Annotated in this window: 13 protein-coding genes; 7 read left to right on the forward strand and 6 right to left on the reverse strand. The window is 71.8% G+C overall.

All coding sequences use genetic code 11. The annotated features are described in order from the left end of the window. Nucleotides 1–10 precede the first annotated feature (10 nt). Nucleotides 11–964 (forward strand): formylglycine-generating enzyme family protein, encoded by a 954-nt coding sequence (locus tag AB0K36_RS20630; RefSeq protein ID WP_364596298.1) that lies wholly within the window; start codon nt 11–13, stop codon nt 962–964. A 133-nt stretch (nt 965–1,097) separates the two neighbouring features. Here AB0K36_RS20630 and AB0K36_RS20635 read toward each other — a convergent pair whose 3' ends face one another. Further along, a complete protein-coding gene (locus tag AB0K36_RS20635) occupies nt 1,098–2,153 on the reverse strand; it encodes a saccharopine dehydrogenase family protein (protein ID WP_364596301.1) in 1,056 nt (351 codons plus the stop codon). Between the two features lie 101 nt (nt 2,154–2,254). Between AB0K36_RS20635 and AB0K36_RS20640 the strand changes: the two genes are divergently transcribed. Beyond that, the gene (locus AB0K36_RS20640; protein WP_364596304.1) at nt 2,255–3,199 is read left to right on the forward strand and encodes a helix-turn-helix domain-containing protein; all 945 of its coding nucleotides are present in this window, start codon (nt 2,255–2,257) and stop codon (nt 3,197–3,199) included. Between the two features lie 145 nt (nt 3,200–3,344). On the opposite strand, the gene AB0K36_RS20645 is transcribed toward AB0K36_RS20640, so the two are convergent. Continuing rightward, nucleotides 3,345–3,782, reverse strand: coding sequence for a glutaredoxin domain-containing protein (locus AB0K36_RS20645; RefSeq protein ID WP_364596335.1), 438 nt, complete (start codon nt 3,780–3,782; stop codon nt 3,345–3,347). Nucleotides 3,783–4,334: 552 nt separating this feature from the next. On the opposite strand from AB0K36_RS20645, the gene AB0K36_RS20650 reads away from it, so the two are divergent. Both AB0K36_RS20650 and AB0K36_RS20655 read left to right on the forward strand, forming a co-directional pair. Beyond that, nucleotides 4,335–4,943, forward strand: a complete 609-nt coding sequence (locus tag AB0K36_RS20650) for a YdeI/OmpD-associated family protein (RefSeq protein ID WP_364596338.1) — start codon at nt 4,335–4,337, stop codon at nt 4,941–4,943. 214 nt (nt 4,944–5,157) lie between these two features. Further along, nucleotides 5,158–6,546 carry a penicillin-binding transpeptidase domain-containing protein gene (locus tag AB0K36_RS20655; RefSeq protein WP_364596307.1) on the forward strand — a complete coding sequence of 463 codons (1,389 nt, stop codon included), beginning with the start codon at nt 5,158–5,160 and terminating at the stop codon, nt 6,544–6,546. Nucleotides 6,547–6,787: 241 nt separating this feature from the next. Here the strand turns inward: AB0K36_RS20655 and AB0K36_RS20660 are convergent, their stop codons facing one another. Next, nucleotides 6,788–8,005 carry an alpha/beta hydrolase family protein gene (locus AB0K36_RS20660; RefSeq protein ID WP_364596309.1) on the reverse strand — a complete coding sequence of 406 codons (1,218 nt, stop codon included), beginning with the start codon at nt 8,003–8,005 and terminating at the stop codon, nt 6,788–6,790. Nucleotides 8,006–8,326: 321 nt separating this feature from the next. Between AB0K36_RS20660 and AB0K36_RS20665 the strand changes: the two genes are divergently transcribed. Continuing rightward, the gene (locus tag AB0K36_RS20665) at nt 8,327–9,742 is read left to right on the forward strand and encodes an amidase (RefSeq protein WP_364596311.1); all 1,416 of its coding nucleotides are present in this window, start codon (nt 8,327–8,329) and stop codon (nt 9,740–9,742) included. A 53-nt stretch (nt 9,743–9,795) separates the two neighbouring features. Here the strand turns inward: AB0K36_RS20665 and AB0K36_RS20670 are convergent, their stop codons facing one another. The 3 genes from AB0K36_RS20670 to AB0K36_RS20680 form a co-directional block, all read right to left on the reverse strand. Beyond that, entirely contained in the window at nt 9,796–10,638 is an 843-nt protein-coding gene (locus AB0K36_RS20670) for an alpha/beta fold hydrolase (RefSeq protein ID WP_364596314.1), read from the reverse strand. Between the two features lie 359 nt (nt 10,639–10,997). Then, nucleotides 10,998–12,620 carry a malate synthase A gene (gene aceB / locus AB0K36_RS20675; protein WP_364596317.1) on the reverse strand — a complete coding sequence of 541 codons (1,623 nt, stop codon included), beginning with the start codon at nt 12,618–12,620 and terminating at the stop codon, nt 10,998–11,000. A 253-nt stretch (nt 12,621–12,873) separates the two neighbouring features. Beyond that, nucleotides 12,874–13,488 (reverse strand): nucleotidyltransferase family protein, encoded by a 615-nt coding sequence (locus tag AB0K36_RS20680; RefSeq protein WP_364596320.1) that lies wholly within the window; start codon nt 13,486–13,488, stop codon nt 12,874–12,876. Between the two features lie 190 nt (nt 13,489–13,678). On the opposite strand from AB0K36_RS20680, the gene AB0K36_RS20685 reads away from it, so the two are divergent. Continuing rightward, nucleotides 13,679–15,598 carry a serine/threonine-protein kinase gene (locus tag AB0K36_RS20685; protein WP_364596323.1) on the forward strand — a complete coding sequence of 640 codons (1,920 nt, stop codon included), beginning with the start codon at nt 13,679–13,681 and terminating at the stop codon, nt 15,596–15,598. Nucleotides 15,599–15,719: 121 nt separating this feature from the next. Beyond that, nucleotides 15,720–16,046, forward strand: a complete 327-nt coding sequence (locus AB0K36_RS20690) for a DUF5955 family protein (protein ID WP_189465703.1) — start codon at nt 15,720–15,722, stop codon at nt 16,044–16,046. The last annotated feature ends 95 nt before the right edge of the window (nt 16,047–16,141 follow it).

Here is a 16,141-nt window from a genome sequence, read left to right on the forward strand (position 1 = left end):
GACGCCGCCCATGACCCGCGCACACCGCCCCTGCTGCACCCCGGCCGCCGCCGCCCCCGTTCCGCCGGCCGTGGCGTCTCCGGTCGCGGGCCCCGCCGCCGGGAGGCGCTCGCTGCGCGGACAGGTCCGCCTGTCCGGCGGCGAGTTCGCCATGGGCGACGCCTTCGGCGAGGGTTACCCCGCCGACGGCGAGACACCCGTCCATCCGGTACGCCTCAAGCCCTTCCACATCGACGAGACCGCCGTCACCAACGCGCAGTTCGCCACCTTCGTCAAGGCCACCGGTCACATCACCGACGCCGAGCGCTATGGCTCCTCGGCGGTCTTCCACCTCGTGGTCGCCGCCCCCTCCGCCGACATCCTCGGCAGCGCCGCCGGCACCCCCTGGTGGATCAACGTCCGGGGCGCCCACTGGCGCCGTCCCGAGGGCGCCCGCTCCGACATCACCGACCGCCAGAACCACCCCGTCGTCCACGTCTCCTGGAACGACGCGACCGCGTACGCGCGATGGGCCGGCAAGCGCCTGCCCACCGAGGCCGAGTGGGAGTACGCCGCGCGCGGCGGCCTGTCCGGCCGCCGCTACGCCTGGGGCGACGAGCTCACCCCCGACGGCCGGTGGCGCTGCAACATCTGGCAGGGACGCTTCCCGCACACCAACACCGCGGACGACGGCCACGTGACCACCGCCCCGGTCAAGTCCTACCGGCCCAACGGCTTCGGCCTGTGGAACACCGCCGGCAACGTGTGGGAATGGTGCACCGACTGGTTCTCACCCGCCTACTACGCCCAGGCCCCCGCGGACGACCCGCACGGACCGGAGACCGGGACGGCACGGGTCATGCGCGGCGGCTCCTATCTGTGCCACGACTCCTACTGCAACCGCTACCGGGTCGCCGCGCGCTCCTCCAACACCCCGGAGTCCTCCTCGGGCAACCTCGGCTTCCGCTGCGCCAACGACGCGTGAGAGCCGTCGGCCGGGCCGGGCGACCGTGCCGGTGCCGTTGCCGGGAGACGCAGCCGGTCCGGGAGTTCACGCCGGAGTGCCGTACGAGCGTCCCCGACCGTTGAGCCACGGCTCACGGCTCACGGCTCACGGCTCACGGCATGGGCGGGCCGCCCGCTGTCGACGGCAGGTCGACGGAGATGTGCGAGGACAGCGCGCGGAGGAAGTCGGGCGCGTCGAAGATCTCGCCGGCGGAGGCGACGCCGACCGTCCTGGTCCGTCCCGTGAGGATGCGGTCGACGGCTTCCACCGCGAGAGGCGCGGTGACCGCGTAGATGTCCTGGCCCCTCGCCACGGCCCGCCGCTCGGTGCCGCCGGAGCGCACGACGACGTCGACGAGGAAGGTCTGTGCGGACCGCCCGTCCTCGTCGACCGGCGTGGGAGCCGGCGTGTCAGGTGCGGACAGGTCCTTGGCCGCCTCGACCGTCATGTAGGTGCGCACCTCGGGGACGGACAGGTGGCTGGGGACGGTGACGACGTCGGCCATCGTGAACTCCCCGATGACCTCCCGGGGGCCCAGCGGGTCGGGGAAGGACCACTTCAGGGTCGTCGCCTCGTCCTGGCGGTAGTCCAGCCGCCCGTTCCGGTAGACGACGCGTGCTCCGCCCCGTCGCTGCCGGGACACCGTGCCCGCGGCCCGCGTCCCGCCGGTGGGCTGCCAACCGCTCAGCCCGTACGCGATGTGCGCCTCGTCGGCCGCCGCCCAGTCGCCCATCGCCGCGGTGGCCAGCAGGTCACCGAGGGCGCCGAAGAAGGCCATCGCGGGGACGATCACCGCTCCAGCGGCGCGGGCGCGGTCCATGAAGTGCGCGAACGTGTCGGCGTTGGCCTCGATCTCGGCCGCCACGTCCACGTACGGGATTCCGGCCCGCAGCGCCGCCTCGATCACGGGGGCGGAAGTCGTGGCGAAGGGTCCGGCACAGTTGATCACCGCCGCCGCCCCGGCCAGCGCGCGGTCGAGCGCGACCGGATCGTCGACGGACGCCGGCCGGGCTTCGAGTCCGGGCCAGGACGCCACCAGCGCCTGGAGCTTGCCGGCGTCGCGGCCGGAGAGCACCGGAACGAACCCGCGCTTCCGCAGCTCCGCCACCACGAAGCGCCCGGTGTGCCCGTACGCGCCGTACACCGTGACCAACTGTCCCGATCCCATCGGTTCTCCCCTGTGCTCGAGTGATCCAGTGCCTACATCCTGGCGAGCAGGGGCAACCGATCGTGAGTGTCCGGAACGACATGACCCGTACAATTCCCGACATGGCCACTGTCGCGCTCGCCGTCACCGACGGAATGCTGCACTTCGAACTGTCCCTGGCGTACGAGGTGTTCGCCGCCGCCCCGGCCGGCGTGACGGTCCCCTGGTACGACGTCACCGTCTGCGGACCGGTCGCCGTGCCGGTCGGCCGGTTCACGCTGGCGCCCGACGCCGGGCTCGACAGGCTCCAGCATGCCGACACCGTGATCGTCCCCGGCTGGGCCGACGTCGACGAGGACCCGCCCGCCGCCCTGGTGGACGCCGTGCGCGCGGCCCACGAGGCGGGCGCGCGTGTGGTGTCCCTCTGCACGGGGGTGTTCGTGCTGGCCGCGGCCGGCCTGCTGGACGGGAAGCGCGCGACCACGCACTGGGCGCACACCGAGGCTCTGGCCGCCCGTTATCCCCGCGTGGAGGTCGACCCGGACGTGCTCTACGTGGACAACGGCAGCGTGCTCACCTCCGCCGGCAAGGCCGCCGCGCTGGACCTGTGCCTGCACCTCGTCCGCCTCGACCATGGTTCGTCGATCGCCAACGCCGTCGCCCGCCGCCTGGTCGTCCCACCGCACCGGGCGGGCGGCCAGGCCCAGTTCGTGACCACGCCGGTGCCCGCCCAGGACGACCATCCGCTCGCCGCCCTGCTCCCCTGGATCGTCGAACGGCTCGACCAGCCGCTGACCGTGGAGGACCTGGCCCGCCAGGCGCGGATGAGCTCACGCCATCTGGCCCGCCACTTCCGGGCGGTGACCGGCACCACCCCGCTGCAATGGCTGCTGACCCAGCGGATCCGCCACGCCCAGGAACTGCTGGAGAAGACCGACGACAGTGTCGACGCGGTCGCCGCCGCCACCGGCATGGGCACCGCCACGACGCTGCGCCGGCACTTCAACCGCACGATCGGCGTCCCCCCGGACACCTACCGCCGCACCTTCCGCTCACGGCCCCGCTGATCGTGGGCCGGTGACCGCTCGAGCGGCGTACGGCCGCGTGCGGGAAGCGCCGCGACGCGGACCCCGGCAGGTCGGCGATTCAGCGACATGCGGGTCGACCTGGCCTGGACGCGGGAGAAGTGACGGAACGGCGCGCCGCTCCCCGTCAGGCGGAACGGGACAGCTGTTCGCGCACCCATCGAGGATCGGGATTCACATGAGGTCGTCCCGCCACGAAGACGGTCGGCACGGTCTCGTTGCCGTCGTTGACCGCCCGCACCGCTGCTGCTCCGGCCGGGTCACGCCAGATGTCGACCCAATGCAGTTGGCCGGCGCGGCGGCCCAATCGGATGCGCAGCCGGAGGCAGTACACGCACCCCGGCCGCCAGAAGACGACCGGCCGGCCGTCGAGCGCGCTGCGGCGCTGCGCTTCCACCGCACCGGCCGACCTCGGGTAGATCAAAGGCGAGCTCACGCCTGCCAGCAGCACGAAAACCAGCAGGAGTGCCGCGGCTGCGCCGGGAGACCCGTCGAAGGCCCGTTCTGCCGCGAGGAATGAGCCGCAGAGCAGGAACAGTGTCGGCAGGAGCCAAGCGCGCATCATGAAGACGAAGGCTATCGACACGTCGGGATGCGCCTCGAACCGAGCTCGACCTGAGGGGCGCCGAGCCCGGCCGGTCCGACGACCGGCCGGGGCTCGGCCCGTCACGGGAAGAACCACGGCCCCGGGCCGTCCATGGGGAGCCGGCCCGTCTCCACCGAGCCGAGCAGTGGCGCGCGCTGTTCGCACGGGAATGCGCGGCCGCCTCAGAAGCGGCCGCCTCAGCGATGCACCCACGAGGGCGTGTTGGGCGAGCAGCAGCCCAAAGCCTGCTCGGTGCGCGGACTGACGGGGCTACGGCCGGTAGTAGTCGTCGATGGGGGCGCGGGCCTTGGCGCGAACAGGGCCCGGACCGAGTTCAGTGCGAGCAGGGCGATACCGAGCCATGGCCGTGGCGGAGCCGCGATGGTCGAGCCGCTGTACGTACCCGTCCTGCCCATGCGGCGCGCCGCCGTGACCGCCTACGGGCAACTGCCCCGCAGGTGTGCCGGCGCAACAGAGATGATCACGCAGGTCCACGGCCATCCTGCATCCGGGGCCGTGCCCGAATGCGTCATGACAATCGGCCGGGTGTGGTTCGCTGCTGGGGTGACTCAGGACTTGGAGATCGTCGCGTTCGAATCCGCCGAGGCGTTCGAGGCATGGCTCGGTGAGAACCACGCCGTCTCGTCGGGCATCTGGCTCAAGCTTCGCAAGAAGGGGCCCGGAATCGTCGCGCTGGACTACGCGCAGGCGCTCGACGTGGCACTCTGCTACGGCTGGATCGACGGCCAGAAGGGCAAGTTGGACGACCAGTGGTGGCTCCAGCGGTTCACCCCGCGCAAGCCGCGCAGCAAGTGGTCCAAGGTCAACCGGGACAAGGTGGCCGCCCTGATCGAGCAGGGCCGGATGCGTCCGCCGGGGCAGGCCGAGGTCGACCGCGCCAAGGCGGACGGCCGCTGGGAGGCGGCCTACGACGGTGCGAAGACCGCCACGGTGCCGGACGACCTCGCGGCGGCCCTGACCGCCGACCCGGGCGCGGCGGAGTTCTTCGAGACACTGGACCGGCAGAACCGCTACGCGATCCTGTACCGGATCCAGGACGCCAAGAAGGCCGAGACCCGGGCGCGCCGGATCGAGAAGTACGTAGCGATGCTGGCGAAGGGCGAGAAGCTGCACCCGTAGTCACGGAAAGGGGACCACGGCCGTGTGGTGCCCTGGGGTCCCGGCGCGCGGCCGCAGCGGCAGTTCAACGGAGTTGGGAGCCGCGTACCCCGAGTGGCACGAAATGAGGCGGACCGGGCCCCCGTCGTAGCTGTCCGTCAGGCGCTGGACGCGGTCCACGACGGCCAACGAGCTGTTATGCGCCCGCTCGCAGGCCGCCGCTAGGGTGATCATCATGAAGACGACCGGCCGACGCAAAGCGGCCTTAACCGTGGTGTGCGCGCTTCTGCCCTCGCTGGCTCTCGGGTGTACGGACGGGGCGCACGACACCCCCGACAGGGCCAAGCGTGGAGGAGCGTCGACCACGGCCCCCGAGGGAGTCCCTTCTCCCGCCGAGGGGTTGGGCGACATCTTGGTCGCCGGTCGAGCGGTCACCGGATCAGAACCGTCCGGAAACCCCAAGATGCCGTACCGGCGAACCTACACAGAGGGCTCCCTGTACGCCGCTGTGACGGGGTACCGGTCGATGACCTACGGCAGCGCAGGACTTGAAGGGGTGTACAACGACCGACTCACCGCCGGGCTCAAGGGTGCCGGCAGTCGTTCCGGACACGTGGTGACGACGATCCGGCCCGAAGTCCAAGTGGCCGCAGCCGAGGCCCTCGGCGACAGCAAGGGCGCCGCGGTCGCCGTCGAAGCGGAAACCGGCCACATCCTGGCCATGGTCAGTACCCCGTCGTACGACCCCTCGGAATTCACCGGCAACGCGTCCTCGGACGAGACGGCGTGGAAGAGGATTCTGGACGACGAGGACAAGCCCCTGTTGAACAGGGTCCTTCGCGATCCCGTGGCGCCACGGCAGACCTTCTACCTGGTCGTCGCGTCCGCCGCTCTCGAAGAAGGGCTCTACCGCACTGTCGACGCCCCGACGCGTGCTCCGCTGCCCTACGTCCTGCCGGGGACGACGACCGAACTCACGTCGGACGACGCTTCGTGCTCACGGGCATCGATCCGGACCGCCCTGCGGAAGTCGTGCGACAACGTCTTCGCCGAGATGGCCGTCGAGTTGGGACACAGCACCCTCCTGAAGACGGCGGAGGCGTTCGGATTCAATGACGACGCCTTGTCGACGCCCGTGCGGGAGGCGAAGAGCACCTACCCGGCGGGAGAGCTGAGAGATCACGACGTGGCTCTCTCCGGAATCGGCTGGGGCGAGGTGACGGCCACACCGCTCAGGATGGCTGACGTCATGGCGTTCATCGCCAACGGCGGTCGGCACACGCCCCCTTCATCGGTCGACAGGATCGTGCACGGCGACGGGACCGTACACCGGCCCGCTCTTCGGGGCGCTGCTGGGGCACGGCGGCACGTCATCGGCCAAGAGACCGCCGAGCGGCTCCGGTCCGCCGTCGAAACCGCTCCCGGAGCCGGCGGCATCACCGCGTGGGTCCAGCCCGCCCGCACCTACGATGCCGTCCCCACATCGTGGTCGCTTTCGTACGCTCAGGCCAAGGGAGGCCGCACCGTCGCGATCGCCGTGCGCGTCGACAACCCCACCGACGCAACGGGCGACGTCCGTCCGGCGGTCGCGGTCGCCGAGCGCATGAGGCCGTCCTTGTCGTGAGACGCGCCTCCCAGGGCGCTGCCGGGGCCGGACGCCACTTGCCGAGCCGGGTCGGCCCATCGAGTCAGCGGGCTGTGCCGCTCGTGAGAGGAAGCGACGCGGAACGTCCTCGATCGGACGCTCGGTGGTGCGATCCGGCCCTCGGGCCCACGGCGCGCAGCCGGGCGGCTTTCCCGCCTGCAGGCACTGCGGCGCCGCGCGCGGCGGCGACCCGCACGCCGGCCGGGACGTCACCTGATGACTACGGCTGGAACTCGACCTCCGGACGATCGGCCACGGGGCCGTTGAGCAGGGGGCGTGACATGCCACGCAGATGCATGTCGAAGAAGGCGGCCGTGTAGTCGCGCGTGTGCTGCCATGCGCGCTCCGCCGACAGCGGCGCGGCGGGATCGGCCAGGCCGAGCTGGTCCGCGAGGACCAGCAGATCCGTGAACGAGAAGTGTTCGGCGCCCGAAACCGTCAGCCAGCGTTTCCAGCCGTCGAGACGGTCCCAGGCCTCCTGCCAGTCGCTCTCGACGACGCCGGGGCTGTGGTCGGCCGCGGACCCCATCATCATGAACGGGCGGGCGTCCAGGCCCGTTTCGGGAAGACGGGCGAAGAAGTCCCCGTCCAGGTTGACACCGGCGCGAACACGCCGGTCCTGAGCCATGAGCGTGGCGGCGGAGGCACCTCCGATGGAGTGTCCTGCCGCGCCGATCCGCTTCGAGTCGATCACGAGCGCGTACGGGAGGCTCCGGTGCCCTTGCGTCGTCCGCGGCGGCGTTCGCGGCGACGTCAACCGGTCGATCACGAAGGACAGGTCCTGCGCCCGCCCCAGGGCGACCCGTGCCCGCTCCTCTCGTGTGGCCACGTGGTCGCACGCCAGACAGGTGAGCACGCGGCCGCCGGGGAAGGCCGTCCCGACGGACTCGTAGGCGTGGTCCACGGCGGCGACGACGTACCCCCGGCTCGCCAGGTCCTCCGCCAGGGCGGTGAGCGAACTCCGGGACACCGAGAAGCCCGGTGACAGCACAACCAGCGGGAAGTGGCCGCCCGCAGGGCGGGCGTTCACCCGTGCATGGGTGCGGGTGCCGCTGAGGGCCGTGGCGGGGACGACTCCGTCAAGTCCCCGCGACTCCAGCAGAAGCCGGGCCTCCTCCTCGGTCATGTAGGCCGCCGAACGCCCCCTTCCCGCCTGTGCGGGATAGTGCACCGACACCATGAGTTCCCTGGCGGCCGAGGGCATCCACGGGTCGCTGCGCCGGTGATCGGTCAGGTGCAGGGTCTGTGTCCCGACGGGGTGGCGGCCCGCAGGGCGGGGCAGCTCGATCCCGGCTTCCGCCGCGATGCCGGCCGAGAGGCCGCCGACGACGGGGGCGGCGGGGACGGGGACGGCCGAGGCGGCCCCCAGCCCTTGGAACGCGAGGGTCAGCGAAAGCCCGAGCAGGACGGAAACGGTGGCGGTGCGGCGTCTGTTCATGCTCCGCACGCTAGGGGGCGGGCACGACGAACTCATCGCTCCGCAGAGGTAGTTGAAGTGTCCGCCGGGAGAGGTACCGGCTCCGCCTCAGGGTTCATGCCCACCGCACCGGCGACCCATGTCCGTGCGTCCGGCCGACGCCGCGGCCTTCGCCAGGACCGGCCTTCGCCAGGACCGCGACCGGCCGTGCCGCCAAGGTGGTGTCCCGACGGGGTCGGTGCGACCGGATCGTGTGGAGGTCTCGTACCGGCCCTCGTCTGCTACTCGCCGGTAAGGAATGATGCCGGACAACCATCCACGCGTTCACGGGCGGAGCCAGCGGTGACGACTTTCGAGGAACAGACAACGGTGCACGCGTTCCGCGACGATGCTCTCGGGGAGCACGACGCGGTCGGGCTCGCCGAGGCGATCCGGCGTCGCGAGGTCGGCGCCGCCGAGGCCGCCCGTGACGCGGTGGCGCGGGTCAGGGCGGTGGAGGCGCGGCTCAACGCCGTCGAGGTGCACATGGACGCTCCCGCACCCGACCTGGAGGCCGGTGGCGTCTTCGCGGGGGTGCCGACCTTCGTCAAGGACAACACCGACTACCGGGGACTGCCCACCGGACACGGCAGCGTCGCGTTCGCTCCGAGGGCCGCTCGCCGGCACGCGCCGTTCACGCGGCAGTTCTTGAGCAGTGGTGTCACCGTGCTGGGCAAGACCCGGTTGCCCGAGTTCGGGTTCAGCCCGACCACGGAGTACGAGGACGCGGAACCGGTCCGCAACCCGTGGGGCACCGGTCACTCGGCGGGCGGCTCGTCGGGCGGCAGCGCGGCGCTCGTCGCGGCCGGGGCCGTGCCCGTCGCGCACGCCAACGACGGCGGCGGCTCGATCCGCATTCCCGCCGCCTGCTGCGGGCTCGTCGGTCTGAAGCCGACCCGCGGCCGGGTCGTGGCCAACGCGCAGAGCCGCCAACTGCCGCTCGACATCGTGGGCGACGGCATCGTGAGCCGCACGGTGCGGGACTCCGCCGCGTTCCTGGCCGCCGCCGAGACGCACTGGCGAAACCCCAAGCTGCCGTCCGTCGGCCTGGTCGAAGGCCCCTCGGGGCGACGGCTGCGCATCGGGCTCATGCTCGACTCGCCCAACGGTGTCCGAACCGACGACGCCGGGCGTGCGGCCGTCATGGACACGGCGGCGACGCTCGAGCGGCTCGGACACACCGTTCAGCCGGTCCAGCCGGCGATCGACCCCCGCTTCACCGAAGACTTCCTCACCTACTGGGGCATGCTGTCGTTCCTGATCGGCGTCACGGGCCGCACCCTCGGCGACGGCTTCGACCGGCGCCGCATGGACGGCCTCAGCCGAGGATTGCGCGAGATGTACGTGAAGAAGTGGTCGAGCACCCTTGGTGTGCTGCGGAGGCTGAAGCGTACGCGGGAGGCGTACGCGGCGGCGTTCCGTGGGCTCGACATCGTGCTTTCCCCGGTACTCGCCCACACCACGCCGCCGATCGGCCACCTCGCCCCCACCGTCCCCTTCCCGACGCTGATCGAACGGATCCTCGCGTACGTGGCGTTCACCCCGATCAACAACGTCGTCGGCACGCCGTCCATCTCGGTGCCCGCCGCGCGCGTGACCGACGACGGGCTGCCCATCGGTGTCATGTTCTCCGGCCGCCCCGGCGACGAACGGTCCCTCCTGGAGGTCGCGTTCGCCCTGGAGGCCGACCGTCCCTTCCGGCGCATCCAGGACCTCTGACAGAGGGGGGGCCGGTGTCTGCGGCCCGGTGAGGACGCTCCTGTCGAGCCGGGTCAGCCCAGGAAGCCGGTGACTGCGCGGACGAACTCCTCCGGGTCGTCGTGCCAGGGGAAGTGGCCGGCGCCCGGCAGCACGACGGTCTCGGCGTGAGGGAACGCCTCGGCGGCCGCGGCCACCGTGCGCGGCGGTGCGGCGACGTCGAACTCGGCCGCCAGCAGCAGAGTCCGGCCCTCGAACGCCGTCAGTGCTTCGCGCGTCACCACGGGGGTGAAGGCGCCCTCCGCGTCGTACACCGCCGCGGCCTCCCGGTTCCGCTGGTCCGCGCCCGCCGCACGGTGGGCGCGGGCCGCGGCGTCCCACCGTCCGTGGGTGAAGGGGGCGACCGCCTCCCAGTCGGCGTCCGTCGCCCGGTTCTCGGTGATCGCCTGCAGCGCCTCGAAGGCCGCCGGGAACCACTCCTCCTCACGCCGCAGCCGCGCGATCTCCAAACGGTCCTCGGCGGTGACCCGGCCGCCGACGGCCTGGGAGCCAGGCGTCACGAGCACCAGGTCGGAGACCCGCTTCGGGTACCGGGCCGTGTAGAGCGTCGCCAGCTCCGCTCCGGCCGAGTGTCCGAGGAGACGCATCCGGTCGAGGCCGAGGTGCAGGCGCAGCGCCTCGACGTCGTCCACCAGGCGGTCACAGCGGTACGAGGCGGGGTCGGTGGCGGCCGCGGACGCGCCCGTCCCGCGCAGGTCGAGCCCGACCACCCGGTGGCCGGCCGCTGCGAGGCCGCCGAGGTCGCCGAAGTAGGCGGATGCCCGCATGGGGCCGCCCGGCAGGCAGATCAACGGCAGGCCGTCACCGGAGACATGGCAGGCGAGAACGGTCCCGTCAGGGGCACGGAAGGTGGGCATGGCCCGACCCTGTCAGCCCCTTCCGGGAGGGTCAAGCGGGAAGCTTGATGGCCGAGGGTTGCGCAGCGGGCGCTTCCTGCGCGGGCATGCCAGGGGCTTGCGGGCCGACGCGTCGCGAACCGGTTGCGGGCCTATGCGCCGACGAGGTACTCGTCGAACCCGATGTGCGAATCCCGTGCGCAGCAAGGGGTTCTCGGCCAGGAGTTGACTGGTAGACACCCCGCGACGCACGTCCTCGATCCGCCACCCCCAGGGCGCGGACAGCGCAGCGCACCGCCCCCGGTGCTGTGCGGTACCGGGGGCGGTGCGGATGTGGTGCGGGGTGCGGGGTGCGGGGTGCGGCGCCGGTGGCGCAGGCGTCAGCCGACGAGCTGCTCGTACGCCGGCAGCGTGAGGAAGTCCTCGTAGTTCTCGTCCAGGGCCACCTTCAGCAGCAGGTCGTGCGCCTGCTGCCAGTTGCCGGACGCGAAGGCCTCTTCGCCGACCTCCTCGCGGATCGCGGCCAGTTCCTCCGCCGCGACGTTCCTGGCCAGCTCCGGAGTGGCGCGCTCGCCGTTCTCGAAGACGACGCCCGCGTTGATCCACTGCCAGATCTGGGAGCGGGAGATCTCCGCCGTCGCCGCGTCCTCCATCAGGTTGAAGATGGCCACGGCGCCGAGGCCGCGCAGCCACGCCTCGATGTAGCGGATGCCGACCTGGACGGCGTTGCGCAGGCCCTCGTACGTGGGCCTGGCGTCGAGGGAGTCGACGGCGATCAGGTCGCCGGGCGCCACGGAGACGTCCTCGCGCAGGCGGTCCTTCTGGTTCGGCCGGTCGCCGAGGACGGCGTCGAACGACGCCATCGCGATCGGCACCAGGTCCGGGTGGGCCACCCACGAGCCGTCGAAGCCGTCACCGGCCTCGCGGTCCTTGTCCGCCTTGACCTTCTCGAACGCGACCTTGTTGACCTCGGCGTCCTTGCGGGACGGGATGAACGCGGCCATGCCGCCGATCGCGTGCGCGCCGCGCTTGTGGCAGGTGCGCACCAGCAGTTCGGTGTACGCCCGCATGAACGGGGCGGTCATCGTCACCGCGTTGCGGTCCGGGAGGACGAACTTCTCGCCGCCGTCACGGAAGTTCTTGACGATGGAGAAGAGGTAGTCCCAGCGGCCGGCGTTCAGGCCGGAGGCGTGGTCGCGGAGCTCGTAGAGGATCTCCTCCATCTCGTACGCCGCGGTGATCGTCTCGATCAGCACGGTCGCGCGGACGGAGCCCTGCGGGACGCCGACGTGGTCCTGGGCGAAGACGAAGATGTCGTTCCAGAGGCGGGCCTCCAGGTGCGACTCGGTCTTCGGCAGGTAGAAGTACGGGCCCTTGCCAAGGTCCAGCAGGCGCCGGGCGTTGTGGAAGAAGTAGAGGCCGAAGTCGACCAGCGCGCCCGGCACCGGGGTCCCGTCCACGGTGACGTGGCGCTCGGTGAGGTGCCAGCCGCGCGGGCGCATCACGACGGTCGCGAGCTCCTCCGCGGGCTTCAGGGCATACGTCTTGCCCGACCTCGGGTCGGTGAAGTCGATCCGGCGCTCGTAGGCGTCGATGAGATTGAGCTGGCCGAGGATCACGTTCTCCCAGGTGGGGGCGGACGCGTCCTCGAAGTCGGCGAGCCAGACCTTGGCGCCCGAGTTGAGGGCGTTGATGGTCATCTTGCGGTCGGTCGGTCCGGTGATCTCCACGCGCCGGTCGTTCAGGGCCGCCGGGGCCTCTGCGACCTTCCAGGAGTCGTCCGCGCGGATCGCGGCGGTCTCCGGGAGGAAGTCCAGCGTGGAGGTGCGGGCGATCTCGGCGCGGCGCTCGGCGCGGCGGGCGAGCAGCTCGTCACGGCGCGGGGTGAAGCGCCGGTGCAGCTCGGCCACGAACGCGAGGGCCGCGTCGGTGAGGACCTCTTCCTGCCGGGGCAGGGGCTCGGCTTCGACGATGGCCAGCGGGGACGGCGCTGGTGCGGACATGAGCTGTCACTTCCTTCAGCGAGCTTCACATGCTTCGCATGCTTCACGGGCGGTGCGGGGGCGCCGTGCGGCCGCCGGGTCGCCGGGTGACGGCACTCAGTGCCAGTGGCTCCGGGGTACGGCCGAAGGCGCCGTCCGAGCAGTCAGGCGCTTCTGATCAGTGGATACTAGTTACCGCATGGTGGAAGTTCAATGGTTTGTTGATATCGAGATTCTCCGGGTCGACAGACCGTGGCGCAGCGTGCCACGCCGTTCACCGCAGGTGCCGGAGATCCTCCGGGGTGTCGATGTCGTACGCCTGCGCCACGTCGCCGCACTCGACGAGTGTGATCGCGTCGGCATGGGCGCGCAGATACGCCCGCGCCCCCTGATCGCCCTCGGCCCCCGCCGCGATCCCGTCCCAGCGGTCCGCGCCGAACAGCACCGGATGCCCCCGCCGCCCCCCGTACGCCGCGGCCGCCAGCGACGAACGGGAGCGGTAGGCCGCACGCACGCGCGCCACCGCCTCCGCGCCGATCCCCGGCTGGTCCACCAGCAGCACCAGCACCGCGTCCGCCGGTCCCAGCGAGGCGAGCCCCACACGCAGCGACGACCCCATCCCCTCCTCCCACGCCGGGTTGTCCCGCACCGCGCATCCGGTCAGGTCCGCCTCCTCCCGTACGCGGTCCGCCGCCGCGCCCAGCACCACATGCACCGGACCGCAGCCGCCCTCGCGCAGCGTCCGCACGGCGTGCTCGACGAGCGGCCTGCCCCGGTGTTCCAGCAAGGCCTTCGGCCGGCCGCCGAGTCGCCTGCCGCCGCCGGCCGCGAGCAACAATCCGGCGACGACCGGCTGGTGAGGGTGCGTCGGAGTACGCGGAGATGACATGGGGACTCCTTATCCCATAAGAGGGCGAATACCCGGACAACCGCCCGGTGGGGCACTGCTCCGAACGGGCGTTGCCCGCGCGTTCCTGCAACCGTCCCCGTGGCGTGCGTCGTCCGACGTGGAGAGCGGGGTGCGACTTGGATAAGGTGCACCTTCCATACTGAGGTTCGCCATGGGGGATCAAGAGTCGATGAGTGGCCGCGCACACCAGGGAACGGTCTTCAAGCCGCTGGGTGAGGACGATCCGAAGCACGTCGCCGGATACAAGCTCGCCGCTCGCCTCGGCGCCGGCGGCATGGGCAAGGTCTACCTCTCCTACACGCCCGGAGGGCGTGCCGTCGCCATCAAGGTGATCCGGCCCGACTTCGGCCAGGACGCCGAGTTCCGGCGCCGATTCGCGCAGGAAGTACAGGCCGCGCAGCGGGTGCAGGGCCTGTTCACCGCGCCCGTCATCGACGCCGACGCCGACGCCGAGCAGCCATGGCTGGCCACCGCCTACGTCCCCGGCCCGTCCCTCGCGGACGCCGTGGCGCAGCACGGCAAACTGCCGGTGCAGACAGTGCTGTTGCTGGTGGCCGGCATCGCGGAGGCGCTGCAGATCATCCACGGCGCCGGCATCGTCCACCGTGACCTCAAGCCCGCCAACGTCCTCCTCGCCGCCGACGGCCCGCGGGTCATCGACTTCGGCATCGCGCGTGCCGCCGACGCCACCTCGCTCACCAGCAGCGGGGTCACCATCGGCACGCCCTCGTTCATGGCGCCCGAGCAGGCCGCGGGCAGCCATGTCACCCCGGCCACCGACATCTTCGCCCTCGGCCAGCTCACGGCGTACGCGGCGACGGGCAAGGCGGCGTTCGGCGAAGGCACTTCGCACGGTGTGCTCTACCGGATCGTGCACGAGGAGCCCGACCTCACCGGGCTCCCCGACGAGCTGCGCGAGCTGGTGACACGCTGCATGGTCAAGGAGCCGGAGGGCCGGCCCTCCGTCGCCGAGATCCTGAGCATCTGCCAGGCGGCCAACGCCGAAACGGTGCTGCGGCGCCCTGAGGAGTGGCTGCCCAGCGCGGTCGCCGCCGAGATCACGACCCGCAAGGCGGCGCCCGCGCCGCCGGTCACCCCCGCGGCCGGCCAGCCGGCCGTGGCTCCGCCGGCGGCCGCCCCCCAGGCGCCGGCCGCGCCCGCCCCGACCCACCAGCCGACCGCGCACGCCGCACCGTCGACCCCACCGCCCGGATTCGGTCCCGCCCCGCAGGCGCACCCGCAGCCGCCGGTCCAGCCGCAGCAGCACATGATGCAGCCGCAGCAGGCCGCGCACCAGCAGCCCGCGACCCAGCCGCAGCAGCCCACGTACGGCTATCCGCAGGCGGGGCAGCAGGCGCCCGGCTACGGCTACCCGCAGACGGCGCCGCAGCACCAGCACACCGGTCCGCAGCCGTACGGCGCCGTCCCACCGCCGGGGCCGGGCGCCGCGCCCAAGAAGAAGAAGGGCCGCACTCTCGCCATCGCCCTGGTGGCCACCCTCGTGCTGGGCGGCGCTGCGGGCGGCGGCGCCTATGTCGCGCTCTCCGACAAGGACTCGGGCAAGAAGACCGAGAGCCAGGACAAGGGCGCCCCCGAATCGTCCAAGCCCGCCGGCGGCACCCCGTCGGGTGGCGCCTCCGAGCCCGGCGACGAGGGCGACGGACTCGACACCGCGCCGGGCGACGTGGTCCCCGACCCCGAGCCCAAGACCTACACGGGGCTCGACATCGTGAACAACTACCACGTCTTCCTCGACCACGACCCGGTCAAGCCCGTCAACGACGACTCCAACGCGGACTTCGAGTACGAGGGGGACCTGAACCAGGTCGAGACGGAGACCGGCCGGATGATCCTGCTCCGCACCGGGCAGACCGGCGACCTGGACACCTGCCGGAGCGACACCCGCTACACGACCACCATCGAGACGGGACTGCTGTCCAAGGGCTCCCAGATCTGCGTGCTGACGGATTCCGGCCATGTCGGGCTGCTCACCTACCAGGGCAAGTCGCCGGAGAACGACCCCAGCAAGTTCATCTCCGTCGACGTGACCGTGTGGCGCAACGCGATGGACGTCGTCCCGACGTCCTGAATTGCGTCCGCACGGTGGCGCACAGTCACCCGGATGGCGTTAACTGGCCCGCACCCCTCGGGCGTTGACCACGACCCCCGGCGGGACCGTGGAGTGCACAAGGACGTGCGAGGGGCTGGCTTTGTTGCGGAGCGTGGGGCAGACGCGGGTGACAGGCAGGGGCAGTGGCGAGGAGCCGAGAGCGGCGGAGCTGCGTGCTGCCGTCGCCAGACTCCGACGCGAACTCGCGGGCTATCCCGCTGAGTTCAGTGACCGGGGGATCGCGGAGGACGAACTGGCGGTGCTGGCGGCGATGGTGGCGGCGGGAGACCCCGAGATCCCGCGGATGCGCCGCTCGCTGCTGCTCATCGCGGGCGCCGTCGGCTCGGTGAGCGCGCTGTCGCCCGCGCTGATGCAGGTGCGCGCCGCCGTCGACCTCTTCGGCGAGGCCCCGCCGCAGCGCCGTTGACGTGGTGGACGCCCGGTTCCGCCACCGCCAGCCCAAAAAGGGGGCAACCACCACAGCCCCCGCCTGCTTCACAAAGACAAGGCCAGCCAATGGCC

Source organism: Streptomyces kurssanovii, from assembly GCF_040677245.1.
Taxonomy (GTDB): Bacteria; Actinomycetota; Actinomycetes; order Streptomycetales; family Streptomycetaceae; genus Streptomyces; species Streptomyces kurssanovii.